This is a genomic window from Pararhodobacter sp. (assembly GCF_034676545.1).
Lineage (GTDB): Bacteria > Pseudomonadota > Alphaproteobacteria > Rhodobacterales > Rhodobacteraceae > Pararhodobacter.
On the sequence record NZ_JAUCBZ010000015.1, the window covers coordinates 2,299,327 to 2,320,088 of the forward strand.

Genomic DNA, 20,762 nt, shown 5'->3' on the forward strand with positions numbered 1-20,762 from the left:
AGAACAAAGACGCCGGGAACGCCATCTGAGACCGCGCGTGGTTGGGGGCCGCTTTGAGGCTTGTCAAACAAAGTCGGGCAGTATTGTCTGGGTACAGGAGGAGCAGGTGTCGGCCATGCGCTATAGCGGGTTCAGGGTTTTCACACAGGGGCTGACGGGCAATCGGGGCTGGAAACAGGCCTGGCGCAAGCCCGCGCCGAAACCGGAGTATGATATCGTCATCATCGGCGGGGGCGGGCATGGTTTGTCGACCGCCTATTATCTGGCGAAAAACCACGGTTTGACCAATATCGCCGTGCTGGAGCGCGGCTATCTGGGGGGCGGCAATGTCGGGCGCAACACGACGATTGTGCGGGCGAATTACTTCTTGCCGGGCAATTCGGAGTTTTACAGCCATTCGCTGAAACTGTGGGAGGGGTTGGAGGCTGAGCTGAATTACAACGTCATGCACAGCCAGCGCGGGTTGATCAATCTGTTCCACTCGGACGGGCAGCGCGACGCCTTTGCGCGGCGTGGCAATGCGATGCTGGCGCAGGGCGATGATGCGATCCTGCTGGACCGCGACGGCGTGCGCGAGAAACTGCCCTATCTGGATTATGAGCAGGCGCGGTTTCCGATTTACGGCGGGCTTTACCATCCGCGCGGCGGCACGGCCCGGCATGATGCGGTAGCCTGGGGCTATGCGCGCGGGGCGGACCGGCGCGGGGTTGACCTGATCGAGAATTGCGAGGTCACCGGCATTGAGACCGCGGGCGGCAAGGTCACCGGTGTGCAGACCGCGCGCGGGGTGATCCGGGCGAAGAAGGTGGCGATGGTGGTGGCCGGGCGGTCCAGTCAGGTGGCGGCGATGGCCGGGATGCGTCTGCCGATCGAGAGCCATGTGTTGCAGGCCTTTGTCACCGAGGGCCTAAAACCGGTGATCGACCATGTGATCAGCTTTGGCATGGGGCATTTCTATATCAGCCAGTCCGACAAGGGCGGGCTGGTGTTTGGCGGGGATCTGGATTTCTACGCCTCGTATGCGGCGCGCGGCAACCTGCCGATGGTCGAGCATGTGATGGAGGCGGGCATGGCCTTGATGCCGATGATCGGCCGCGCCAAGGTGCTGCGGTCCTGGGGCGGGATCATGGATATGTCGCCCGATGGCTCGCCGATCATCGACCGCACGGGTATTGACGGGCTCTATGTGAATTGTGGCTGGAATTACGGGGGGTTCAAGGCGGTTCCGGCCTCGGGTTGGTGCCTTGCGCATTTGCTGGCCACGGATCAGCCGCACCCGGTTGCGGCGGGCTTCAGATTGGATCGGTTTCGCACTGGACGGGGGATTATGGATGAAGAAGGCACAGGGTCTCAGCACAATCTGCATTAGTGCGCTGCTGTTCACGGGGGCGGCTTTGGCCCAGAACGCGCCCGATGGGTGTTATTCGCGCCACTACACGCCCGAGCATCTGCAGGCGCAGCCGCAGCAGGTGGTCGAAACGCTGTTGCTCAGGATCAGTGATCAGGGCAACAGTTTTGCGATTGCTGTGCGGATGGCCAATCAGGGTCATGCCGGGCGCGACGGGTTTGGCGGGCTGATCATGCGCGAGGAGGGGATGTGCTCGCACGGCGAGTGTCTGGTGTATTGCGACGGCGGCGGCTTCGTGCTGGGCAACATCAGCGCGGAGTCCATCGACATCACGACGCGGGCCATGCGGGTTGTGTCGGGCGATACCTGCGGCGGCGAGGCGCTGGTGTCGAAATCTTGCCGAAGTGTTCGACGAGCCGACGACCTATCGCCTGTTTCGCAGCCCGTTTGCGGTGTGCGAGGGGGGCCAGTGACGCCGGTGCGAAACATCGGCGGCGCGCTGCAAACCTGGAGGGCGCGATGCGCATAGCCTGTCCCTGTTGCGGCACCCGGGATCGCCGCGAATACACCTATTATGGCGCGTCGGTGTTTCTGGCGCGCCCGGTCGAGGGTGCCGGAGCAGAGGCCTGGGACGCCTATCTGCACCTGCGCGACAACCCCGCCGGGGTGACCCGCGATCTGTGGTATCACGACCCCTGCGCAACCTGGGTCGAGGTGGAGCGCAACACCGTGACGCATGAAATCCTGTCCAGCCGTGCCATTGCCGGGGGGGCTGCATGACCCAATCGCATCGCATCCCCAGACGCGGGCTGATCGACCGCGCGCGCCCGCAGCGGTTCCGTTTTGACGGCCAGACCTTCGAGGGGTTCGCGGGCGATACCCTGGCCTCGGCGCTCTTGGCGAATGGTGTGCGGCTGATGGGGCGCTCGTTCAAGTATCACCGCCCGCGCGGGGTGATGACGGCGGGTTCCGAGGACCCTTGCGCGCTGGTCGAAGTGCTTGAAAACGGGCACCAAACCCCCAATGTGCGGGCCACGGTGCAAGAGCTGTTCGAGGGGTTGGAGGCGCGCAGTCAGAACCGCTGGCCGTCGTTGAACCACGATCTTCTGGCGGTCAATGATCTGCTGTCGCCGTTCCTGTCGGCGGGGTTCTATTACAAGACCTTCATGTGGCCGCGCGCCTTCTGGGAAAAGCTCTATGAGCCGCTGATCCGCCGGGCGGCGGGGCTGGGCAGTGTCTCGGGGCTGCACGACGATGCGCGCACCGAAATGGCCTTTGCGCATTGCGATCTGCTGGTGATCGGCGCGGGGCCGACGGGGCTGATGGCCGCCCTGACCGCCGCGCGCGCCGGGGCTGATGTGATCCTGGCCGATGAGGACAGCCGGATGGGTGGGCGCTTGTTGTCCGACCAGCCCGGCGTTGACGGACAGCGCGGCGACGAATGGGCCGAGGGTGTGCTGGCGGAACTTGGCGCACGGCCGAATGTCCGGCTGATGACCCGCACCACGGTTATCGGCGCCTATGACGGTGGCACATTTGGCGCGTTGGAGCGCGTGGGATTGCACCGCGCCCCCACCGCCGACCTGCCGCGCGAGTGTTTCTGGCGCATTGTCGCGCGCCGCGCGGTCCTTTGTGCCGGTGCGTTGGAGCGCCCGATTGCCCATCCTGACAACGACCGCCCCGGCGTGATGCTGGCCTCGGGCCTGCGGGCGCATGTGGCGCGTTGGGGTGTCAATCCGGGCCGCGTGGTGTTGTTCTCGAACAATGACAGCGGGTTGGAGACGGCGCGCGCGCTCACGGCAATGGGTGTCGAGGTCGCGGCCTATGTCGATCCGCGCGATGTTGCCGTGACCGAGGATTTCCCGGTCTATCCACGCGCGCACGTCGTCGGCACCACCGGGCGGTTGGGGTTGAAAACCGTGGCGATCCGGCACGCGGGCGGCATCTCGCAGATCGCGGCGCGCAGCTTGGGTCTGGCGGGCGGCTGGAACCCGACATTGCATCTGACCTGCCACATGAATGGCCGCCCGGTCTGGGACGCGTGCACCGCGTCTTTCGTGCCGACCGACGGCATGGTGCCGGGCTTGAGCGTTGCGGGGGCCGCGCGGGGCCGGTTCTCGACCGCGGCTTGTCTGGCGGACGGGATCGCCGTTGCGGCGACGGCCTTGGCCGACCTTGGGTTCCCCGCGCCAGCGCTGCCGACGCCCATGGCCGAGGACGCGCCCTATGCCATCTCGCCGCTCTGGACGGTTGCGGCAAGCGGCCGCGCCTGGCTTGATTTCGCCAATGACGTGACCACCAAGGACGTGATGCTGGCCGCGCGTGAGGGGTTCACCTCGGTCGAACACATGAAGCGCTACACCACGCAGGGGATGGCGCCGGATCAGGGCAAGAACTCGAATGTGGGTGCGCTGGCGGTGCTGGCCGATGCCACGGGCCGCGCGATCCCCGAGACCGGCACCACCACCTTTCGCCCGCCCTTCGTGCCGGTGTCGATTGCCGCCTTGGGCGCAGGCGGGCGCGGGCAGGGGTTTGCGCCGCGCCGTTTGCTGACCTCGGATGCGAGATCCCGCGCGATGGGCGCGCCGATGATCGAGGCCGGGCTGTGGTATCGGCCCAGCTATTATCCGCGCGACGGGGAAACCGACTGGCGCGCCGCCTGCGACCGCGAGGTGAGCACCGTGCGCACCTGCGTCGGCGTCACCGAGGTCGGCACCTTGGGCAAGATCGACGTGCAAGGCCCTGATGCGGCGCGGTTTCTCGATTTTGTCTATGCCAACACCATGTCCACGCTGAAACCGGGCCGCGCGCGCTATGGCGTGATGCTGCGCGAGGATGGTCATGTCATGGACGACGGCACCTGCGCGCGGCTGGGCGAGGATCATTATGTGATCACCACCACCACCGCCGCCGCCGGGTTGGTCATGCGGCACATGGACTTCGTGCAGCAAGCGTTTTGCGCGGATTGGGCGGTGCGCTTTGTCTCGGTGACCGAGGCCTGGGCGCAATTCGCGGTGGCCGGCCCCAAGGCCCGCGTGGTTCTGGCCAGCGTCTGTGCGGTGCCGGACCTGCCCTTCATGGGCTGCGCTGACCTGACGATTGCGGGCGTCGCGGGCCGGATTTTCCGCATCTCGTTCTCGGGCGAGCAGGGGTATGAACTGGCGGTGCCGACCCGCTATGGCGCGGAGCTGTTCGACCGGCTCCTGACCGCCGCCGAGGCGTTGGGCGGCTGCGCTTACGGCATGGAAGCGCTCAACGTGTTGCGCATCGAAAAGGGCTTTATCACCCACGCCGAAATCCATGGCCGCACGACAGCGGATGACGTGGGTCTGGGCAAGATGGTATCGGCGAAAAAGGACTGTATCGGCAAGGCCTCGACCCGGCGACCCGGGTTTACCGAGGCCGGCCGCGCGCAGCTGGTGGGCTTGATTCCGGTCGATCCCGCGCAGAGCCTCAGCGCCGGGGCGCATCTCTATCGCGAGAACGACCCGCCGAAGCGCGAACATCATCAGGGCTATGTCACCTCGGTCGCGCCGTCGCCGACGCTGGGTCATTGGCTGGGGCTTGGTTTCCTGACCAACGGGCGCGCGCGACACGGCGAGATCCTGCGGTTCGAGGATGGGTTGCGCGGCAAGACGCTGGCTGTGCGGGTCGTGGAACCGGTGTTCTTTGACCCGGACGGAGGGCGGATGCGTGGCTGATCTCAAGGCAAAGGCAGCACTCGGCGGGTTGCCGCTAACCCATGGGCGCGCCACGCTCGATGGATTGGACCAAGGCGTCGTGACATCAATCGCGCCCTATCCGGGGCTGGATGCGAATGGCGCGCTTTCGACACTCGGCCTGCGGTTTCCCGACCCTGGTACGCTCAACGCACAGGGCGCGACGCGGATCATCTGGGCCGGGCGCGACATGGCGTTTTTGCTGGGGGCGCGGGCGCCCGAAGCGCTGCGCGGGGTCGCGGCGCTCACCGATCAAAGCGATGCCTGGGTCTGGCTGCATCTGACCGGGCCTGACGCGCGCGCCGTTCTGGCACGCCTCACGCCGCTGGACCTGCGCGATGCGGCGTTTGGGCTGGGCCATGTTGCGCGCACGCTGGTTGGGCACATGTCGGCAATCTTGATCCACTCCGCCCCAGAAGCCTATGAAATCGCAGTGTTTCGCTCGATGGCGGGCACGCTGAAGCACGAGGTTTCAGAGGCCATGCGTGGCGTGGCCGGGCGCGCCGCCGCCAAACGCCCGGTCAACCCGTGACAACCTGCGTCTGCCATTGCGCGCACCGCGCCAGCAACGGCGCTGGCAAGGGGCGATCGGTGAACACGCGATCAAAGGCGCTCAGCGACGCAATCCGCGCCGGGGCGGTGCGGTTCAGCTTGGAGTGGTCGGCCACCACCCACGAGCGCCGCGCCTGCGCGATCAGCGCCCGGCTGACACCCACTTCCTGAATGTCGTAATCCAGCAAATCGCCGTCGGCATCCAGCGCCGAACAGCCGATCACCGCGATATCGACCTTGAATTGGCGGATCGCGTCTTGCGTCAAGGGGCCGGTCAAGCCGCCATCCGAGCGCCTCAGCGTGCCGCCGGTGACAATCACCTGCGCCGCAGGAGTGTCTGCCAAGATATTGGCAATGTTCATATTATTGGTCACGACCATGAGGCCCGAATGGCGTCTGAGCTCGCGGGCGACGGCCTCGGTTGTGGTCCCGATTGCCAGAAACACCGACGCCCCTTGCGGGATCTCGGCGGCACAGGCCCGCGCGATGCTCTGCTTGGCCTCGGCATTCAGCGCCGCGCGTTCCTGATAGCCGATATTGACGGTCCCCGAGCGCAGGATTGCCCCGCCATGCACCCGCTCCAGCTTGCCCGCCTCATCCAGATCCGCCAGATCGCGGCGAATGGTCTGCGCGGTCACGTTGAACCGGTTTGCCAAGTCATCGACCGTCACGCGGCCGTCCTGGCGCGCGATTTCCAGTATTTCCGGCAGTCGAAACCCTTGGGCCATGATTCGAACCTCGTTGCGGGTGAAGTCTGTGCATTGGCATGACAGGACGCAAGGTTTGGCGTGACGTGCAAGACGCACAGACTGAAATTTCAACGGGAGTATCTTGCTAAAAGCAACATAAAGGCGTATAAAACGAAAGTAAACGAACATCAAGGACGCGAAACGAACATCATGAACTCTCGACCCGCAACCCCGGAACCCGCCGTAGACCTGTTTGTGATCGGTGGCGGCATCAATGGCTGCGGCATTGCCCGCGACGCCGCCGGGCGCGGGCTCCGTGTCATGCTGGCCGAGATGGGCGATCTGGCGGGGGCGACCTCCTCGGCCTCGACCAAACTGTTTCACGGCGGGCTGCGGTATCTGGAATTCTTCGAAATAAGATTGGTTCGCAAGGCCCTGAAAGAACGCGAAATATTGCTGCGCGCTATGCCGCATATCAGCCGTCCGATGCGGTTTGTCCTGCCGTATCACCGTGACATGCGGTTCGACGCGCAAACGCCGACCTCGCGGGTTCTCGGCGTGGTGATGCCGTGGATGCGCGGACGGCGCCCGGCCTGGCTGATCCGGCTGGGGTTGTTTTTGTATGACAATTTGGGCGGGCGCGACATTCTGCCGGGCACCAAGAAGCTTGATCTGCGCCATGAGCCCGAGGGGGAACCACTTCAAGAACGCTTCGTAACTGCTTATGAATACTCGGATTGTTGGGTTGATGATGCGCGGCTGGTGGTGCTGAATGCGCGCGATGCGGCGGCCAGAGGGGCGCAGATCCTGACCCGGACCAAGGTGACCGATGCGCGCGTCGTGGATGGGGTGTGGGTTGTGACTCTCCGCGATCCGACTGGAGAACGGCAAGTGCGCGCCAAGGCCCTGATCAATGCGGCGGGGCCCTGGGCGGACAAGGTCGTGACATCCGTCGTTCAGCGGCCGGTCTCGGGGCATGTCCGGCTGGTGCGCGGCTCGCATATCGTGGTCCCGCGCCTGTTTGAGCACGACAAGGCCTATTTCCTGCAAGGCACTGACGGGCGTATCATTTTTGCCATTCCCTATGAGCAGGATTTCACCGTTATCGGCACCACCGAGGCCCCCGAATCCGACCCGGACACCACGCCGCGCTGTTCCGAGGCCGAGCGCGATTATCTTTGCGCCTTTGCGTCCGGGTACTTCAAGAAACCGATCCGGCCCGACGATGTGCTCTGGACCTATTCGGGGGTGCGCCCGCTCTATGACGACGGCGCAAGCAGTGCGACGGCGGCAACGCGGGACTATGTCCTGTCCCTCGATACCGGGGCGGGCGCGCCGGTTCTGACGATTTTCGGCGGCAAGATCACCACCTATCGCCGTCTGGCCGAGGCGGTTCTGGACCGATTGGACGGGCATCTGGCGATCAAGCCGCGCTGGACCGCGGGGGTCGCGCTGCCCGGTGGCGATTTTCCGGTGGAGGGCGGGCCCGAGCTGGTTTCCACCCTCAAATCACGCTACCCCTTTTTGTCAGACATTTGGGCGGAGCGCCTGATCCGCGCCTATGGGACCGAGGCGCGCGCCGTCCTGGGGGAGGCCGCCACCGCAGAGGACCTGGGGCAGGATTTCGGGGCAACCCTGACCGCGCGCGAGGTTGATTGGCTGGTGACGCAGGAATTCGCGCAGACCGCCGATGACATCCTGTGGCGGCGCTCGAAACTGGGTCTGCGGCTCACGGCAACGCAAGTCGAGGCGTTAAACACCTATCTGACGGCGATCTGACGCGAATTTCAGCGCAGACCCGGTTTTCCTGCCGCGAAATGCGCGATAACGTGCGCGCCAGTCGATTAGCAGGAGCGCCAAAATGGCCGAGATCAAAGACCCCGAAAACACCATCCTGATGGAACTCAAGGGCGGCACCGTCGTCATCGAACTGATGCCGGCCATCGCGCCCAAACATGCCGAGCGCATGAAGGCATTGGCGCGCGCCGGTGCCTATGACAATGTCGTCTTTCACCGGGTGATCGACGGGTTCATGGCGCAAACCGGCGACGTGGCGAATGGCAACAAGGCCAAGAATTTCAACATGGGCCGCGCCGGAACCGGTGCCTCGGATCTGCCGGATCTGCCCGCGGAATTCTCGAATATCCCGCATGATCGCGGCACGTTGGGGGCGGCGCGTTCGCAAAACCCGAATTCGGCCAATAGCCAATTCTTCATCAATTTCAGCGACAACCATTTCCTGAACAAGCAATACACGGTCTATGGCCGGGTTCTCTCGGGGATGGAGCATGTCGATGCGATCGGGCGTGGCGAGCCGCCGCGTGAGCCTGACATGATGATCAGCGTCAAGGTGGCCGCCGATGTTGAGGCGTAACCTGCTGGCCGCCGTTCTGGCGGTGACTCTGGCGCCCGTCGCGGCGTTTGCAGAGCAACACGGCACCTCGGCGATGCCGCTCCTTGAGATCGACGTGGCCGGCGAGGCAACCGGGACAATTCGCATCCAACTGCGCCCCGATCTTGCCCCCGGTCATGTGGAGCGGGTGATCACCCTCGCCGAGCGGGGCGCCTATGACAACGTCGTCTTTCACCGGGTGATTGACGGGTTCATGGCGCAAACCGGCGATGTGCAATTCGGTGTGCGCGGCGGGGACACGTCGCGCGCGGGTATGGGCGGCTCTGAGTTGCCGGATTTGGCGGCTGAATTCACCGATGCGCCCTTTGCGCGCGGTGTGATGGGCATGGCCCGGTCACGCGCACCCAATTCGGCAAACAGCCAGTTCTTTCTGATGTTTGAACCGGCGCCGCATCTGGACACGCAATATACCGTCGTCGGCGAGATCATCGACGGGCTCGACGTGTTGGATGCGATCCATCGTGGGCGCGGCCCCAATGGCGCGATGACGGATGAGCCCGATTACATGGCCGATGTGCGCGTGGTGATGCCCGACTGACGGGCGGCACGATAGCGATTGGAGGGGCCCGCGGCGCTGCTGCGGGCCTTTTTTCGTGCCTGATCCGCCGCTTTTGCCGTCGCCTCTCCGGTGTTTCACCCCATGGGGCACCGGATGGCCGAATAGCGGCAAATATACCCGGATGTGACCGTCACACCGTCGAGTTGGGCTTTATTTCCCCTGCGTTCTGCGTCATATCTAACGCTGATCGAATTCGTCCAAGACGGGAACCGCGCCATGAATTTTCTTCTTCGTCTCTTAACCTGGTGGAATGGCCAAACGCTTGGCACCCAGTTGTTCACCTGGCGCAAAGGCACCAAAGTGGGCGAGGATGCGCAGGGAAACGTGTATTATCAGTCGGTTGGCGGTAAACGGCGGTGGGTGATCTTCAACGGCGAAGTCGAGGCAAGCCGCATCAGCCCCGAGTGGCACGGCTGGATGCATCACACTTGGGAACACGCCCCGACCGAGCGCCCCGTTGCGCGCAAGCCGTGGGAAAAACCGCATCAGGACAATCTGACCGGCACCGAGGGCGCCTATGTGCCCGCCGGGTCCATGCGCCGGGCTGATCCGGTCAAGCGGACCGACTACGAGGCGTGGCAGCCCGAATAAGGCCGACAGAATCGGAGCGCCGTCATGGCCTATCGCATGTGGGAAGTGTTGCTCGGCGCGGTGGTTGTCGCGGTTGCGGTGGTTTTTGTGGTGTTTGCCCTGCGTTCGACGGGCACGACCCTGTCGCAAGCCAGCAGCTATGATTTGCGCGCCACGTTCCGCTCGGCCGAGGGGGTTCGCACGGGCACCGAGGTGCGCTTGGCGGGTGTCAAGATCGGCAGCGTGACGAACATCACGTTGAACCCGCAGACATTTCGCGCCGAAGTGACGATTGGCGTTGATCAGGCGGTGCAATTGCCGCTGGACAGCTCGATTCAAGTGGCGAGCGAGGGGTTGTTGGGCGGCGTGTTCATCGAAATCCTGCCGGGCGGCGATATGGACAACCTTGCGGCGGGCGACACTTTCCAGGACACGCAGAGCGCGGTCAGCCTGATCGCCCTGTTGCTGCGCGCCTTTACCGGCTCCTCCGAGGAAGAGGCAACTCCGTGACGGGGGCGGCACTTCGGGCATTGGGTGTTGCGGCGTTGTGCCTTGGCACGCCCGCCTTCGCGCAGACCGACTGGCAGCCCCTGCAATCGACCGAGACCACGCCGACCCGTCAGCGCGGGCCGGAACTTGCCTCGGGCAGCGCCGCGACGTTGCACGCGTTGGATAAAATGTCTGGCGATGTCATAGAGTTGGCCATGAGCGTCGGCGCTGTCACCACCTATGGCCGTCTGTCGGTCACCTTGGTGTCCTGCCGCTATCCGGTGGAAAACCCGTCGTCGGATGCCTTCGCCTTTCTGGAGATCCGCGACGTGGCAAGCGGCGAAATGCAGTTTCGCGGCTGGATGATTGCCTCAAGCCCGGCGCTGAACGCGCTCGACAACCCGCGCTATGATATCTGGGTTACGCGCTGCCGCTGATCAGTCCAGCGGCAAGCAGGCCTGTTGCAACCAGCGATGGGTTTCCGGGGCCACCAGCGGGCCGATTTCGTGCAAGACCCGCGCGTGATAGGCGTTGAGCCAGTCACGTTCATCGCCGCTCAACATCTCGCGCAGCAGCAGGCGCGTGTCGATCGGGCATAGCGTGATGGTCTCGAAATCCAGCCAGGGCCGGTTCTCGCCCAGGGCATCCGCGGTTTTCACGATCAGCAGGTTCTCGATCCGGATGCCAAACGCCCCGGCGCGGTAGTAGCCCGGCTCATTGGACAGGATCATCCCCGGCTCCAGCGGCAGCAGCGACACCCGCGACAGCCGCACCGGCCCTTCATGCACACTCAGCGCCGCCCCCACGCCATGCCCGGTGCCGTGGTCATAATCCAGCCCGTCCAGCCACAAGGGATAGCGCGCCAAGGCATCCAGATGCCCCCCGGCGACGCCTTTGGGAAAGCGTGCGCGGCTGACGGCGATCATGCCTTGCAACACGCGCGTATAGGCGGCGCGGCGGTTTTTGGCGACCGGCCCGACGGGCAGGGTGCGGGTGATATCGGTGGTGCCGTCGGGGTATTGGCCGCCCGAATCCAGCAAGAACAGGTCGCCGGTTTGCAAGGTGCGGTTGGTGTCCTCGGTCACGCGGTAATGGTTGATCGCGGCATTCGGCCCGGTGGAACTGATGGTGTCAAAGCTCAGATCCAGCAACTGCCCGGTTGCGGCGCGGCAGCTTTCAAGCTGTCGCGCCATGTCGATTTCGGTCAACTCGGTCAGGGTTTGTGCGTCATACCAGGCCAGGAATTCGACCATCGCCGCGCCGTCGCGGCGGTGTGCGGCGCGCATCCCCTCCAATTCGGCGGGGTTCTTTTTCGCCTTTGCCATCAAGCAGGGATCCGCCAGTTCCAGCCCCGTGGCCAAGGCCGATTTCACCGCGACCGGCGCGGTCATCGGATCGAACCCGACGGTGCCGTTCAGCGCCTTGAGCGCGGGCAGAAACGCACCGGGGGCGTGGCGCGTCACCCCGTCCTCGGGCGCGATGCCCGCCAATTTGGCCGGGTCCAGGAACAGATCGAGCCGCGCGTCGTCATGCAGGATCGCAAAACCCTGCACCACCGGGTTGCGGATGATATCGGCACCGCGCCAGTTCATCAGCCAGGCCAGCGAATCCGCCAGCGTGATCACCGTCGCACTGGCCCCCTTGGCGCGCAGGGTCGCGGCCAGATCGGCGCGTTTCTCGGCGGCGGTTTTCCCGGCAAGCGCCAACTGATGCGCGCGAACCGGCCCACAGGCGGGTGCGGGTTGGGCGTGCCAAACGGACTCCACAGGGTTCTGCGCGACCGCCCGCAACGTGATGCCGCTGCCGCGCAGGCCATCGGTGATCGTGCCGATCTCATCGGGCGTATGCAGCCACGGATCAAAGCCGATCACCGCGCCGCTGCCGGCGTGTTCGCGCAACCACGCCGCCGCCGGGGTTTGCGGCCAGTTGACCGGCGTGAAGGCCTCCAGGTCGATCTGGCTGCGCACTTGCACCGTATAGCGCCCGTCGATGAACACGCCCGCAACCTGCGGTAAAACCACGCAAAACCCCGCCGATCCGGTGAATCCGGTGAGCCAGGACAGCCGCTCGTCATGGGGGCTGACGTATTCGCCCTGATGCGCATCGGCGCGCGGCACGAGGAACCCGGTCAGGCCCTGCGCCGCCAGTTCCGCCCGCAACAACGCCAGGCGCGGCGGGCCGTCCGAGGGGCGGGTGGTGGCGGTGAAGGTCTGGAACATGTTACTTCCGCATCACATTGGCCATACCCATCACCCGCGCCCGCGCCCGCGGGTCGCTGTCGAACAGCGCCGCCAGTTGTTCGGTCATCGCCCCCGCCAGTTGTTCCACATCGGTGATGGTCACGGCGCGCTCATAATAGCGCGTCACGTCATGGCCGATGCCGATGGCCAGCAGTTCCACGGCTTTGCGTTTCTCCACCATGGCGATCACGTCGCGCAGGTGTTTTTCCAGGAAATTCGCGGCGTTGACCGACAATGTTGAGTCGTCCACCGGGGCCCCGTCCGAGATCACCATCAGGATCTTGCGCTGCTCACGGCGGCCAACCATGCGCCGGTGCGCCCATTCCAGCGCCTCGCCGTCGATGTTTTCCTTGAGTAGACCCTCTTTCATCATCAGGCCCAGATTGTCGCGCACCCGACGCCACGGCGCATCGGCGCTTTTGTAGATGATGTGGCGCAGGTCGTTCAGACGCCCGGGCGATTGCGCGCGCCCCTCGGCCAGCCATTTCTCGCGGCTCTGACCGCCTTTCCAGGCGCGGGTGGTAAAGCCCAGGATCTCGACCTTGACCTGACAGCGCTCCAGCGTGCGGGCCAGAACATCGGCGCAAATGGCGGCAATCGAGATCGGCCGCCCGCGCATCGAGCCCGAGTTGTCCAGCAACAGCGTGACCATCGTGTCGCGGAATTCGGTGTCTTTCTCCATTTTGAATGACAAGGGCGTGGTCGGGTTTGCCACCACCCGCGCCAGACGGCCCGCGTCCAGCGTGCCTTCCTCCAGATCGAACTCCCAGCTACGGTTCTGCTGCGCCTGCAAGCGGCGTTGCAGCTTGTTGGCCAAGCGGCTGACCGCGCCCTTCAGCGGGTCCAACTGCTGATCGAGATAGGCGCGCAGACGCTCCAGTTCGGCGGGGTCGGCCAGATCCTCGGCGTTGATTTCCTCGTCGAACTCAGAGGTGAACACCACATAATTCGGGTCGGCATCGGAAAACGGCGCCGGGGCAGGCGGTTCGGGCGGGGCCTCGGCCTGTGGCATCTCGGTGTCGTCGGACAATTCATCCTCGGCCGAGTCGTCCATCACCACGTCGGTCTGCGCGCTTTCCTCTTGCGGGCCATCCTCGTCGGCTTCGGTGTCGTCTTGTTCCTGGCTTTCCTCGCCCTGCGAATCCGGATCTTCGGGGCCTTCTTCTTGCTCCTCCTCGGCCCCGTCCTGATCGTCGCCCATATCGTCGGGGTCGTCGCCCAATTGGTCGCCGTAGCCCAGATCCTGAATGACGCGGCGTGCGAAGCGGGCAAAGGCCGCCTGATCGCCCAAGACGTGATCAAGGTTTTCCAGTGTCTCGCCGGCCTGTTCCTCGAAGAACGGCCGCCACAGATCGGCCACCGTATCCGCCCCCGGCGGCAGCGAGCGCCCGGTGGCCAATTGCCGGATCAACAACCCCGCCGCCACCGACAGGGGTGCTTCGGTCTGGCTGCGGATCTGGGCATAGCCCTTGCGTTGCGCGTCATGGGCGATGCGCGCGTCGATATTGCCCGCCGTGCCCGGCATATACTCGGCACCGACGGCCTCGCAGCGCGCGGTTTCCATCGCCTCATAGAGATCCCGCGCCATCTCGCCCGAGGGCCGGTAGCGGTTGTGCGTCGCCTCATTGTGATAGCGCCGCTTCAGGGCAAAGCCATCCGCCGTGCCGCGCGCCAGCATCACCTCGTCACGGGTCATGCGGCGCGTGATCTGCGGCAGGCGCATGGCCTCTTTGGTCATGCCCGGCGGGTCCACCGTGAAGCTGACGGCAATATCCGGGTCATTCGCCAGCACGCGCGTCGCGTCGCTGAGCGCTTTCTTGAACGGATCGGCGGGGTTGTCTGACGGCTTGTTCATTGTTGGGGTTTCCCCAGTCGGTTCCACGTTGGCGGCCAAGGGGCGATAGGCGCCGCCTCCTGGCCTTCAGCGATAGACGCGGTGTCCGTCACAAACCAAGCCATTGAAACGTTTTCCTTTCAGAACCAGGTGCCGCGCCGGACAACAGGCGAGGCGTCAGCCCAGGCTCATGCTTGCGGCACTCTCGGGCAATTCCTCGCCAAAGCAGCGCTGGTAGAATTCGGCAACCGTCTGGCGCTCCAGCTCGTCGCATTTGTTCAGGAAGGTCAGCCGGAACGCATACCCGATGTCGCGGAAAATACGCGCGTTCTCGGCCCAGGTGATCACCGTGCGGGGGCTCATCACGGTGGAAAGCTGGCCCTTCATGAACGCCGTGCGCGTCAGGTCCGCGACCGTCACCATCTGGCCGATTTCCTTGCGGCCCTTCGCGGTGTTATAGGTCGGGTTCTTGGCCAGCACGATGGCGCTTTCGGCGTCATGGCTCAGGTAGTTCAGCGTTGCGACCAGCGACCAGCGGTCCATCTGCGCCTGGTTGATCTGCTGCACCCCGTGATACAGACCCGTCGTATCGCCCAGACCCACGGTGTTGGCGGTGGCGAACAGCCGGAAGCTGGGGTGCGGCGTGATGATCTCGTTCTGGTCCAGCAGCGTCAGCTTGCCGTCATGCTCCAGCACGCGCTGGATCACGAACATCACATCGGCGCGGCCCGCGTCATATTCGTCGAACACGATGGCGCAGGGGTTGCGCAGCGCCCAGGGCAGGATGCCCTCGTGGAATTCGGTGACCTGCTTGCCGTCGCGCAGCTTGATCGCGTCCTTGCCGATCAGGTCAATGCGGCTGATGTGGCTGTCGAGGTTGACGCGCACCGTCGGCCAGTTCAGCCGGGCGGCGACCTGCTCGATATGCGTCGATTTGCCGGTGCCGTGATAGCCTTGGATCATCACACGGCGGTTATAGGCAAAGCCCGCCAGAATCGCGAGTGTCGTGTCCGGGTCGAACTTGTAGGTCGGATCGAGCGCAGGCACGCGGTCGGTCTTTTCGGCGAACCCTTTGACATGCATGTCGGAATCAATGCCGAACACCTCCCGGACAGAGATTTCCTCGGTGGGTTTCGCGTTTTGGTCGGTCATCAGGTTCGCCTTTGCATCTGTCACACGCGGGTGAGCGCCCCATGGGCGCACCGGTTTCAAGGATTTGTGGAGCATTCCGCGCGCGCGTGCAAGAGCAGCATCAGGGTTCTTGCGCGGATCGTGGCATCGCGGCGGGCGGATGGGCGGCTTGTTGCGCCCCAAGGGCGCGCGCGTTAGGGTCGGCGCGAGGGCAAAAACAGGAACGGGTGAGGCTTTATGAGTGGTCTACTTGCGCTATTGGATGACGTGGCGGGCATCGCCAAAGTGGCGGCGGCCAGTGTCGATGATGTCGTCGGACAGGCCGCCAAAGCCGGGGCCAAAGCGGCGGGCGCGGTGATCGACGATGCGGCGGTGACGCCGAAATATGTGCAAGGGTTTGCCCCGGCGCGCGAATTGCCGATTGTCGGCAAGATCGCCTTGGGGTCCATTCGCAGCAAACTGCTGATCCTGCTGCCGGCGGCGCTGCTGCTGACCTCGTTTGCGCCCTGGCTGATCGTGCCCTTGTTGATGCTGGGCGGCTCGTATCTGTGTTTCGAGGGCGCGGAAAAGGTCTATCACCTGTTCCGACCCCACGCCCCGCACGCCGATGGCACGCCCCGCGGGCCGGTCAACCCGCAGCATCTGGAGCGCCAGAAGGTCGCGGGCGCGATCAAGACCGATTTCATCCTCTCGGCCGAGATCATGACCATCGCGCTTGCCGCGCTCCCCGATGAGGGGCAGTCGATCTGGATCATTGCCGCCGTGCTGGCGGTGGTGGCAATCGGCATCACGGTGGCGGTGTATGGCTCGGTCGCGCTGATCGTCAAAGCCGATGACGTGGGGCTATGGTTGGCGCGGGAGGGGTCCGTGGGACTGACCCGCGCATTGGGGCGCGGTGTGGTGATCATCATGCCGGGCTTTCTGAAACTGTTGCTCATCATCGGCACCGCGGCGATGATCTGGGTCGGCGGCTCGATTGTCGTGCATGGGCTCAAGGATCTGGGCTGGAGCGTGGCTTATGACTGGATTCACCACCAGGCCGTCGCCGCGGCGCAGGCAGCGGGCACCGCACAGGGCTTTGTCGAATGGTTCGTGACGGCGTTCTTTGATGGGGTCGTCGGGCTGGTCTACGGCCTGGCGCTGATCCCGGTGGTGACCTGGATCATTGATCCGTTGATCCACGCGGTAACGGGCAACAAAGCCGAGGCGCACTGAACGCATTGCCAGAGCGCGCAACGCGTGCTTGACTAAGCGCCTCACAGACAGGAGAGCGCGGCATGTGCTGGACGATGGGGGTTTCGGCAACGATGGTTGCGCTGGGGGGCGCGGCGACAGCGGTCAGCATCAAGCGCGGTGATGCCCCGGCGATCCCGGTGACGCTGGGCTATTTTACCGCGATGGAGGCCCTCCAGGTTGCGGGCTATGCGGTGATCAACGACTGCTCGTCCCCGGTCAACCAGACCGTGACCATCCTGTCAGTGCTGCATATCGTCTTTCAACCCCTGGTGATCAACGCCTTTGCCATGGAACTGGTCGCCAAGCCGGTCAGCGTGCGGATGAAAACGCTGGTCTTCACGCTTTGCGCCTTGTCCTCGATCCTGATGATCTTGCAGCTTTATCCCTTCGAGTGGGCGGGCAGTTGCGCGCCCGGATCAAACCTGTGTGCGGCGCAACTCTGCACCGTGTCGGGCGATTGGCATCAGGCGTGGGATGTGCCGTTCAACGGGCTGATGGTGCCGCTGGAATCGGCGATCGGCACCAATTGGGGTTTCCCGAGTTATATCCTCGTCACCTTCGCGCTGCCGCTTCTGTACGGCGCGTGGCGATTGGTGCTGTTTCACGCGCTGGCCGGGCCGATCCTGGCCGGGTTGTTGACCAGCAACCCCAACGAAGTGCCCGCCATCTGGTGCCTGTTCTCGATTGCCATCGTGCTGATTGCGCTGAGCCCGGCGATCCGGCGGCGATTCAGCGTGCCACCCGCCGCCGCCTGAACCGGACACGGGCCTGAGCCGGACACGGGCCTGAACCGGACACGGGCCTGAACCGGACACGGGCCTGAACCGGACACGGGCGGCCCTGAGGATCAGCGCCACCCGTATTGCGGCCACGATCACGCGCGCGGCTCAGGCCCCGTCGCGGAAATTGCGCGATTCCTTGATCTGATCCCAGGCCCAGACCACCTCTTGCAGGCGCTCCTCGTCGGCGCGGTTGCCGCCGTTCAGGTCCGGGTGCAGGTCTTTGACCAACCCTTTGTATTGCTTGCGAATCTCGGTGCGTGACCAGGTGTCTCGCGCGTCCAGGACCTCCAGCGCCTTGCGTTCGGCCAGGGGGCAGGCGGCGGGTGACGGTGCCACCCGGGCGGGCGTGTTCCGGGCGGCGCTGCGTGGCTTTGTCGCCCAACACCTGATGCGGGTCGTCGATGCCGTGGCGCGCCCAGCCCTTGGCCTCGCGCGCCTTGCTGCCAAAGGGCTGCGCGGTCTTTCCCCAGACGCGGTCCTGTTCCATCGTGGCTTGCGTCTCGGCCTCGGTCTGGCCGTCAAAGAAATTCCACTTCAGGTTGTATTCGCGGACATGCTCTTTGCAAAACCACAGATAGTCGTCCAGTTGATCGCGGGCGCGCGGCGCGCGATATTGCCCGGTCTCCTCGCAGCCCGGATGCTGGCACTGCTTGGCCGAGGTTTCCACAGCGCCGGACAAGCCGCGACGACCGCGGGATTTCTTTTTCTTGTCGGTCGACGCTCGCATGTCGAAGTTGAAAGGATCGCGGGCCATGGGACTCCTGCAGTGCTAAGTGTGCTTCGATCGCGGGCGGGGCCATTTGGCCCCTTGCGAGTCGGAGGCGTGAGTTTAAATGTTCCAAGAGGCAAATGAAAAGGGCCAGTTGTACATGAATGACGACATCCGCGTGAGCGACCAGATTGAAACCCGTCTCCGGGCGGCGTTTACACCACGATCCTTGCACATCGAGGACGAAAGCGAATCCCACCGGGGCCACGCGGGCTATCGAGACGGCGGGCAAAGCCATTTCCATGTGGCTCTGGATGCCCCGGAACTGGACGCATTGTCACGCGTGGCGCGCCATCGGGCGGTTCACAAGGCAATCGGCGATGATCTTGTCGCCCAGATCCACGCGCTACGCCTGACATTGGGGTCATAGCGCCGGAAATCAAGGCCGGGCGCGGGCGGTCAGTCGGGCGGTCAGGCGGGCGGTCAGTCGGCGTCGTCGTCGGATTTTGACGCGCGGGGCCGCAAGATCGGCTCGGGGCGCGAGGCCATGTCGGGGCGATTCAGCGGGCTCGCGCGAAACAGCGGCTCTTGGCGGCTGGGTTGCGGGCGGCGCACTGGCGGGGGTTCGGGCGTCGGCTGGGGGTCCGGCTCTGGCGCGACATGTCGGCGGGCGGGCTCGGCGCGAAGCGGGGTCGCGTGACGCTGTGTTTCAGCGCGTGGCGCGTCATACTGGGGGTCGTCGTACCCGGGGTCGTCATAGGCGCTCGTGTCATCCTGATACGGTGCCTCTGCCTCCTGCGCCGCGGCCAGCGCGGCCCCCGCGTCGGGGCGCAGGCCGCCGACGGGCCGGGCAAACACCATGACCGTCTGAACCGATGTCTTGACCCGCCCCAAAATCGAGCGTTCCTCGCAGGTCAGGGACTCGGTGCGCTGGAACTGCCATCCACCGGCGGCTTCGGCGTTGATACACTCGGCCAGAGCATGCGAAAACCGCTGGGCCGTGGACTTGAGTCCTTTGGCCTTGGCCGCGTGGACCGGGGCGGGGACGACTTTGTATTCGTACATCTTGGATTTCCGACGCTTGTTTTACAGGCCTTTTGCGGCAATTTCCACCATATTGCAAGCCACCGCCCATCGGACCGGCTGTCATCCGCCGCGCCGTTTTCCTGACCCACGAGCTTTTGATTGATCGGAGCCGGAACACGATGCTAGCCTAGATGCATGTATTTTTATGGAGGACCCATAATGCTGAATTTTCGAACTTTGGCGACGGCCTCGGCCCTGGGCACATTTCTGGCATTTCCCGCCGTGTCGCAGGTCGCCTTGGGCGGCATGATTACGGGCAGTGATTTTGACCGGGTCATGGAGATCGCCGGCAGCTATGGACCCGTGGAGCGCCGGACCGACGAGGTCGGCGACTGGATTCGCGGCGAAATGGGCGGCACGGTCTATACCATCACCTTCCTGAATTGCGACGACAATGACCAGAACTGCACCTCGCTGCAATTTCGGGCGTGGTGGAACTCCAATGGCAATTACACCGCCGATCATATGAACCAGTGGAACCGGGATCGTCGGTTTTCCGATGCCTATCTCGACTCGCGCAACAACCCGACGATCGAGTTTGACGTGAACCTGGCCGGCGGCGTCACCGCGGTCAATTTCGATGACACGGTGCAGTGGTGGCAGGCGGTCCTGCGCCAGTTTCAGGATATGGTGATCGACCCGGTCTCGCGCGGCCAGCCGCCCGTGACCTCGTCAACACCCGTGCCCGAAATGCCGCCGGTCCAGACCCCGCCGAGCAAGTGAGCGCGCGGCGATCCGGCTCAGCCCTCGCATTGGGGCAGAGCGCGGGTGAACTCGGCGACCTCGCGGCGTTTCGCGGGGTCGCGCATCGGCGGCCAGTCTGCGGCGATGCCGCCCCGGCCCGCGGCCACGACCCCGTCACGGGTGACCGCCGAGGTGGCGATGCGCACCGCGCAGGCCAGATTGGCCGCGCCGTTGAACAACCCGGCTTCCGGCAGGCTGCAATCGTGATGCTGCGCCGTCTGCGGCGAGATCTGCAACAAGCCCCGATACCGCCCGCCACCGCCCGAGGCGCGTGGGTTCCAGGTGCTCTCGAACCGGGCGAGGCCCGAGAAGAACGCGACATAGAACGCCGCGCGCTCGTCTTCCGAGGCATCCGCATAGCCCGGACACCACGTCTGAATATCTTCCGGCGTCAACGCCAGCATCTCGGCGCCATCGGTGCGCAGTGCCTGCATCATGGCGCTGTTCCACAGATCCGCCTCGGGGCGATGGTCCCAGCGGGCTGCCACCTCCATGTCATTGGTCGTGGCGTTGATCTGGGATGAACAGGCGGACAGGGCAGCAATCGACAGGATTGCGAAGATCGAAGCAGGGCGCATGAGGGCTCACTCTGGTTTGCTTCACGTTCCTTGACTGCGCACACCGATTCGCGCAAGCGACGCCAGCCTGTGCCCGGTTGCCG

Annotated in this window: 21 protein-coding genes and 1 pseudogene; 15 read left to right on the forward strand and 7 right to left on the reverse strand. The window is 64.6% G+C overall.

The genetic code is table 11. The annotated features are described in order from the left end of the window. Positions 1 to 115: 115 nt before the first annotated feature. The 5 genes from VDQ28_RS14800 to VDQ28_RS14820 are packed head-to-tail and all read left to right on the forward strand — an operon-like array spanning position 116 to position 5,599. A complete protein-coding gene (locus tag VDQ28_RS14800; protein WP_323038136.1) occupies positions 116 to 1,369 on the forward strand; it encodes a sarcosine oxidase subunit beta family protein in 1,254 nt (417 codons plus the stop codon). Next, positions 1,332 to 1,877: a hypothetical protein gene (locus VDQ28_RS14805; RefSeq protein WP_323036666.1), complete on the forward strand. Its 546-nt coding sequence runs from the start codon at positions 1,332 to 1,334 to the stop codon at positions 1,875 to 1,877. Before VDQ28_RS14800 ends, VDQ28_RS14805 begins: the two co-directional genes overlap by 38 nt. Next, a complete protein-coding gene (locus VDQ28_RS14810) occupies positions 1,868 to 2,128 on the forward strand; it encodes a sarcosine oxidase subunit delta (protein ID WP_323036667.1) in 261 nt (86 codons plus the stop codon). Before VDQ28_RS14805 ends, VDQ28_RS14810 begins: the two co-directional genes overlap by 10 nt. Further along, on the forward strand, positions 2,125 to 5,049 hold the full coding sequence (locus VDQ28_RS14815) for a sarcosine oxidase subunit alpha family protein (protein WP_323036668.1): 2,925 nt from the start codon (positions 2,125 to 2,127) through the stop codon (positions 5,047 to 5,049). The genes VDQ28_RS14810 and VDQ28_RS14815 overlap by 4 nt, the downstream gene beginning before the upstream one ends. Then, entirely contained in the window at positions 5,042 to 5,599 is a 558-nt protein-coding gene (locus VDQ28_RS14820) for a sarcosine oxidase subunit gamma (RefSeq protein ID WP_323036669.1), read from the forward strand. The genes VDQ28_RS14815 and VDQ28_RS14820 overlap by 8 nt, the downstream gene beginning before the upstream one ends. On the opposite strand, the gene VDQ28_RS14825 is transcribed toward VDQ28_RS14820, so the two are convergent. After that, on the reverse strand, positions 5,589 to 6,347 hold the full coding sequence (locus VDQ28_RS14825) for a DeoR/GlpR family DNA-binding transcription regulator (protein ID WP_323036670.1): 759 nt from the start codon (positions 6,345 to 6,347) through the stop codon (positions 5,589 to 5,591). The two genes, VDQ28_RS14820 and VDQ28_RS14825, sit on opposite strands and share 11 nt — an antisense overlap. Positions 6,348 to 6,518: 171 nt before the next feature. Here VDQ28_RS14825 and glpD point away from each other — a divergent pair, with 171 nt between their 5' ends. From glpD to VDQ28_RS14855, 6 genes are all read left to right on the forward strand, one after another. Beyond that, a complete protein-coding gene (gene glpD, locus VDQ28_RS14830; protein ID WP_323036671.1) occupies positions 6,519 to 8,087 on the forward strand; it encodes a glycerol-3-phosphate dehydrogenase in 1,569 nt (522 codons plus the stop codon). An 82-nt stretch (positions 8,088 to 8,169) separates the two neighbouring features. Further along, positions 8,170 to 8,682, forward strand: coding sequence for a peptidylprolyl isomerase (locus tag VDQ28_RS14835; protein WP_323036672.1), 513 nt, complete (start codon positions 8,170 to 8,172; stop codon positions 8,680 to 8,682). Beyond that, entirely contained in the window at positions 8,669 to 9,259 is a 591-nt protein-coding gene (locus VDQ28_RS14840; protein ID WP_323036673.1) for a peptidylprolyl isomerase, read from the forward strand. Before VDQ28_RS14835 ends, VDQ28_RS14840 begins: the two co-directional genes overlap by 14 nt. Positions 9,260 to 9,496: 237 nt before the next feature. Then, positions 9,497 to 9,871, forward strand: coding sequence for an NADH:ubiquinone oxidoreductase subunit NDUFA12 (locus tag VDQ28_RS14845; RefSeq protein ID WP_323036674.1), 375 nt, complete (start codon positions 9,497 to 9,499; stop codon positions 9,869 to 9,871). 24 nt (positions 9,872 to 9,895) lie between these two features. Further along, the gene (gene mlaD, locus VDQ28_RS14850) at positions 9,896 to 10,360 is read left to right on the forward strand and encodes an outer membrane lipid asymmetry maintenance protein MlaD (protein ID WP_323036675.1); all 465 of its coding nucleotides are present in this window, start codon (positions 9,896 to 9,898) and stop codon (positions 10,358 to 10,360) included. Further along, on the forward strand, positions 10,357 to 10,776 hold the full coding sequence (locus VDQ28_RS14855; protein WP_323036676.1) for a DUF2155 domain-containing protein: 420 nt from the start codon (positions 10,357 to 10,359) through the stop codon (positions 10,774 to 10,776). Before mlaD ends, VDQ28_RS14855 begins: the two co-directional genes overlap by 4 nt. Here VDQ28_RS14855 and VDQ28_RS14860 read toward each other — a convergent pair whose 3' ends face one another. The 3 genes from VDQ28_RS14860 to cobS form a co-directional block, all read right to left on the reverse strand. Further along, on the reverse strand, positions 10,777 to 12,558 hold the full coding sequence (locus VDQ28_RS14860; RefSeq protein ID WP_323036677.1) for an aminopeptidase P family protein: 1,782 nt from the start codon (positions 12,556 to 12,558) through the stop codon (positions 10,777 to 10,779). It lies immediately after the preceding gene. A 1-nt stretch (position 12,559) separates the two neighbouring features. Continuing rightward, positions 12,560 to 14,434 (reverse strand): cobaltochelatase subunit CobT, encoded by a 1,875-nt coding sequence (gene cobT, locus VDQ28_RS14865; RefSeq protein WP_323036678.1) that lies wholly within the window; start codon positions 14,432 to 14,434, stop codon positions 12,560 to 12,562. A gap of 156 nt (positions 14,435 to 14,590) precedes the next feature. Then, the gene (cobS, locus tag VDQ28_RS14870; RefSeq protein ID WP_323036679.1) at positions 14,591 to 15,565 is read right to left on the reverse strand and encodes a cobaltochelatase subunit CobS; all 975 of its coding nucleotides are present in this window, start codon (positions 15,563 to 15,565) and stop codon (positions 14,591 to 14,593) included. Between the two features lie 216 nt (positions 15,566 to 15,781). Between cobS and VDQ28_RS14875 the strand changes: the two genes are divergently transcribed. Both VDQ28_RS14875 and VDQ28_RS14880 read left to right on the forward strand, forming a co-directional pair. Next, positions 15,782 to 16,759, forward strand: coding sequence for a DUF808 domain-containing protein (locus VDQ28_RS14875; RefSeq protein WP_323036680.1), 978 nt, complete (start codon positions 15,782 to 15,784; stop codon positions 16,757 to 16,759). 62 nt (positions 16,760 to 16,821) lie between these two features. Continuing rightward, a complete protein-coding gene (locus VDQ28_RS14880; protein ID WP_323036681.1) occupies positions 16,822 to 17,535 on the forward strand; it encodes a DUF5765 domain-containing protein in 714 nt (237 codons plus the stop codon). Between the two features lie 132 nt (positions 17,536 to 17,667). Here the strand turns inward: VDQ28_RS14880 and VDQ28_RS14885 are convergent. Then, positions 17,668 to 18,316 (reverse strand): annotated as a pseudogene (locus VDQ28_RS14885) (DnaJ domain-containing protein). A gap of 79 nt (positions 18,317 to 18,395) precedes the next feature. On the opposite strand from VDQ28_RS14885, the gene VDQ28_RS14890 reads away from it, so the two are divergent. Then, positions 18,396 to 18,701: a BolA family protein gene (locus VDQ28_RS14890; RefSeq protein WP_416349388.1), complete on the forward strand. Its 306-nt coding sequence runs from the start codon at positions 18,396 to 18,398 to the stop codon at positions 18,699 to 18,701. Between the two features lie 53 nt (positions 18,702 to 18,754). On the opposite strand, the gene VDQ28_RS14895 is transcribed toward VDQ28_RS14890, so the two are convergent. Next, positions 18,755 to 19,336: a hypothetical protein gene (locus VDQ28_RS14895; protein WP_323036682.1), complete on the reverse strand. Its 582-nt coding sequence runs from the start codon at positions 19,334 to 19,336 to the stop codon at positions 18,755 to 18,757. 180 nt (positions 19,337 to 19,516) lie between these two features. On the opposite strand from VDQ28_RS14895, the gene VDQ28_RS14900 reads away from it, so the two are divergent. Continuing rightward, positions 19,517 to 20,080 carry a YbjN domain-containing protein gene (locus VDQ28_RS14900; RefSeq protein WP_323036683.1) on the forward strand — a complete coding sequence of 188 codons (564 nt, stop codon included), beginning with the start codon at positions 19,517 to 19,519 and terminating at the stop codon, positions 20,078 to 20,080. Positions 20,081 to 20,097: 17 nt separating this feature from the next. Here VDQ28_RS14900 and VDQ28_RS14905 read toward each other — a convergent pair whose 3' ends face one another. Further along, positions 20,098 to 20,679: a transglycosylase SLT domain-containing protein gene (locus VDQ28_RS14905; protein ID WP_323036684.1), complete on the reverse strand. Its 582-nt coding sequence runs from the start codon at positions 20,677 to 20,679 to the stop codon at positions 20,098 to 20,100. Positions 20,680 to 20,762 lie beyond the last annotated feature (83 nt).

Bases quoted from the DNA above. Each gene is read 5' to 3' on its own strand.
- VDQ28_RS14810 (WP_323036667.1), top strand. From the start codon at position 1,868: ATGCGCATAGCCTGTCCCTGTTGCGGCACCCGGGATCGCCGCGAATAC.
- VDQ28_RS14835 (WP_323036672.1), top strand. From the start codon at position 8,170: ATGGCCGAGATCAAAGACCCCGAAAACACCATCCTGATGGAACTCAAG.
- VDQ28_RS14890 (WP_416349388.1), top strand. From the start codon at position 18,396: ATGTTCCAAGAGGCAAATGAAAAGGGCCAGTTGTACATGAATGACGAC.
- VDQ28_RS14895 (WP_323036682.1), bottom strand. From the start codon at position 19,336: ATGTACGAATACAAAGTCGTCCCCGCCCCGGTCCACGCGGCCAAGGCC.
- cobS (WP_323036679.1), bottom strand. From the start codon at position 15,565: ATGACCGACCAAAACGCGAAACCCACCGAGGAAATCTCTGTCCGGGAG.
- mlaD (WP_323036675.1), top strand. From the start codon at position 9,896: ATGGCCTATCGCATGTGGGAAGTGTTGCTCGGCGCGGTGGTTGTCGCG.
- VDQ28_RS14900 (WP_323036683.1), top strand. From the start codon at position 19,517: ATGCTGAATTTTCGAACTTTGGCGACGGCCTCGGCCCTGGGCACATTT.
- VDQ28_RS14840 (WP_323036673.1), top strand. From the start codon at position 8,669: ATGTTGAGGCGTAACCTGCTGGCCGCCGTTCTGGCGGTGACTCTGGCG.
- glpD (WP_323036671.1), top strand. From the start codon at position 6,519: ATGAACTCTCGACCCGCAACCCCGGAACCCGCCGTAGACCTGTTTGTG.
- VDQ28_RS14800 (WP_323038136.1), top strand. From the start codon at position 116: ATGCGCTATAGCGGGTTCAGGGTTTTCACACAGGGGCTGACGGGCAAT.
- VDQ28_RS14905 (WP_323036684.1), bottom strand. From the start codon at position 20,679: ATGCGCCCTGCTTCGATCTTCGCAATCCTGTCGATTGCTGCCCTGTCC.
- VDQ28_RS14825 (WP_323036670.1), bottom strand. From the start codon at position 6,347: ATGGCCCAAGGGTTTCGACTGCCGGAAATACTGGAAATCGCGCGCCAG.
- VDQ28_RS14860 (WP_323036677.1), bottom strand. From the start codon at position 12,558: ATGTTCCAGACCTTCACCGCCACCACCCGCCCCTCGGACGGCCCGCCG.
- VDQ28_RS14815 (WP_323036668.1), top strand. From the start codon at position 2,125: ATGACCCAATCGCATCGCATCCCCAGACGCGGGCTGATCGACCGCGCG.
- cobT (WP_323036678.1), bottom strand. From the start codon at position 14,434: ATGAACAAGCCGTCAGACAACCCCGCCGATCCGTTCAAGAAAGCGCTC.
- VDQ28_RS14875 (WP_323036680.1), top strand. From the start codon at position 15,782: ATGAGTGGTCTACTTGCGCTATTGGATGACGTGGCGGGCATCGCCAAA.
- VDQ28_RS14880 (WP_323036681.1), top strand. From the start codon at position 16,822: ATGTGCTGGACGATGGGGGTTTCGGCAACGATGGTTGCGCTGGGGGGC.
- VDQ28_RS14845 (WP_323036674.1), top strand. From the start codon at position 9,497: ATGAATTTTCTTCTTCGTCTCTTAACCTGGTGGAATGGCCAAACGCTT.
- VDQ28_RS14805 (WP_323036666.1), top strand. From the start codon at position 1,332: ATGAAGAAGGCACAGGGTCTCAGCACAATCTGCATTAGTGCGCTGCTG.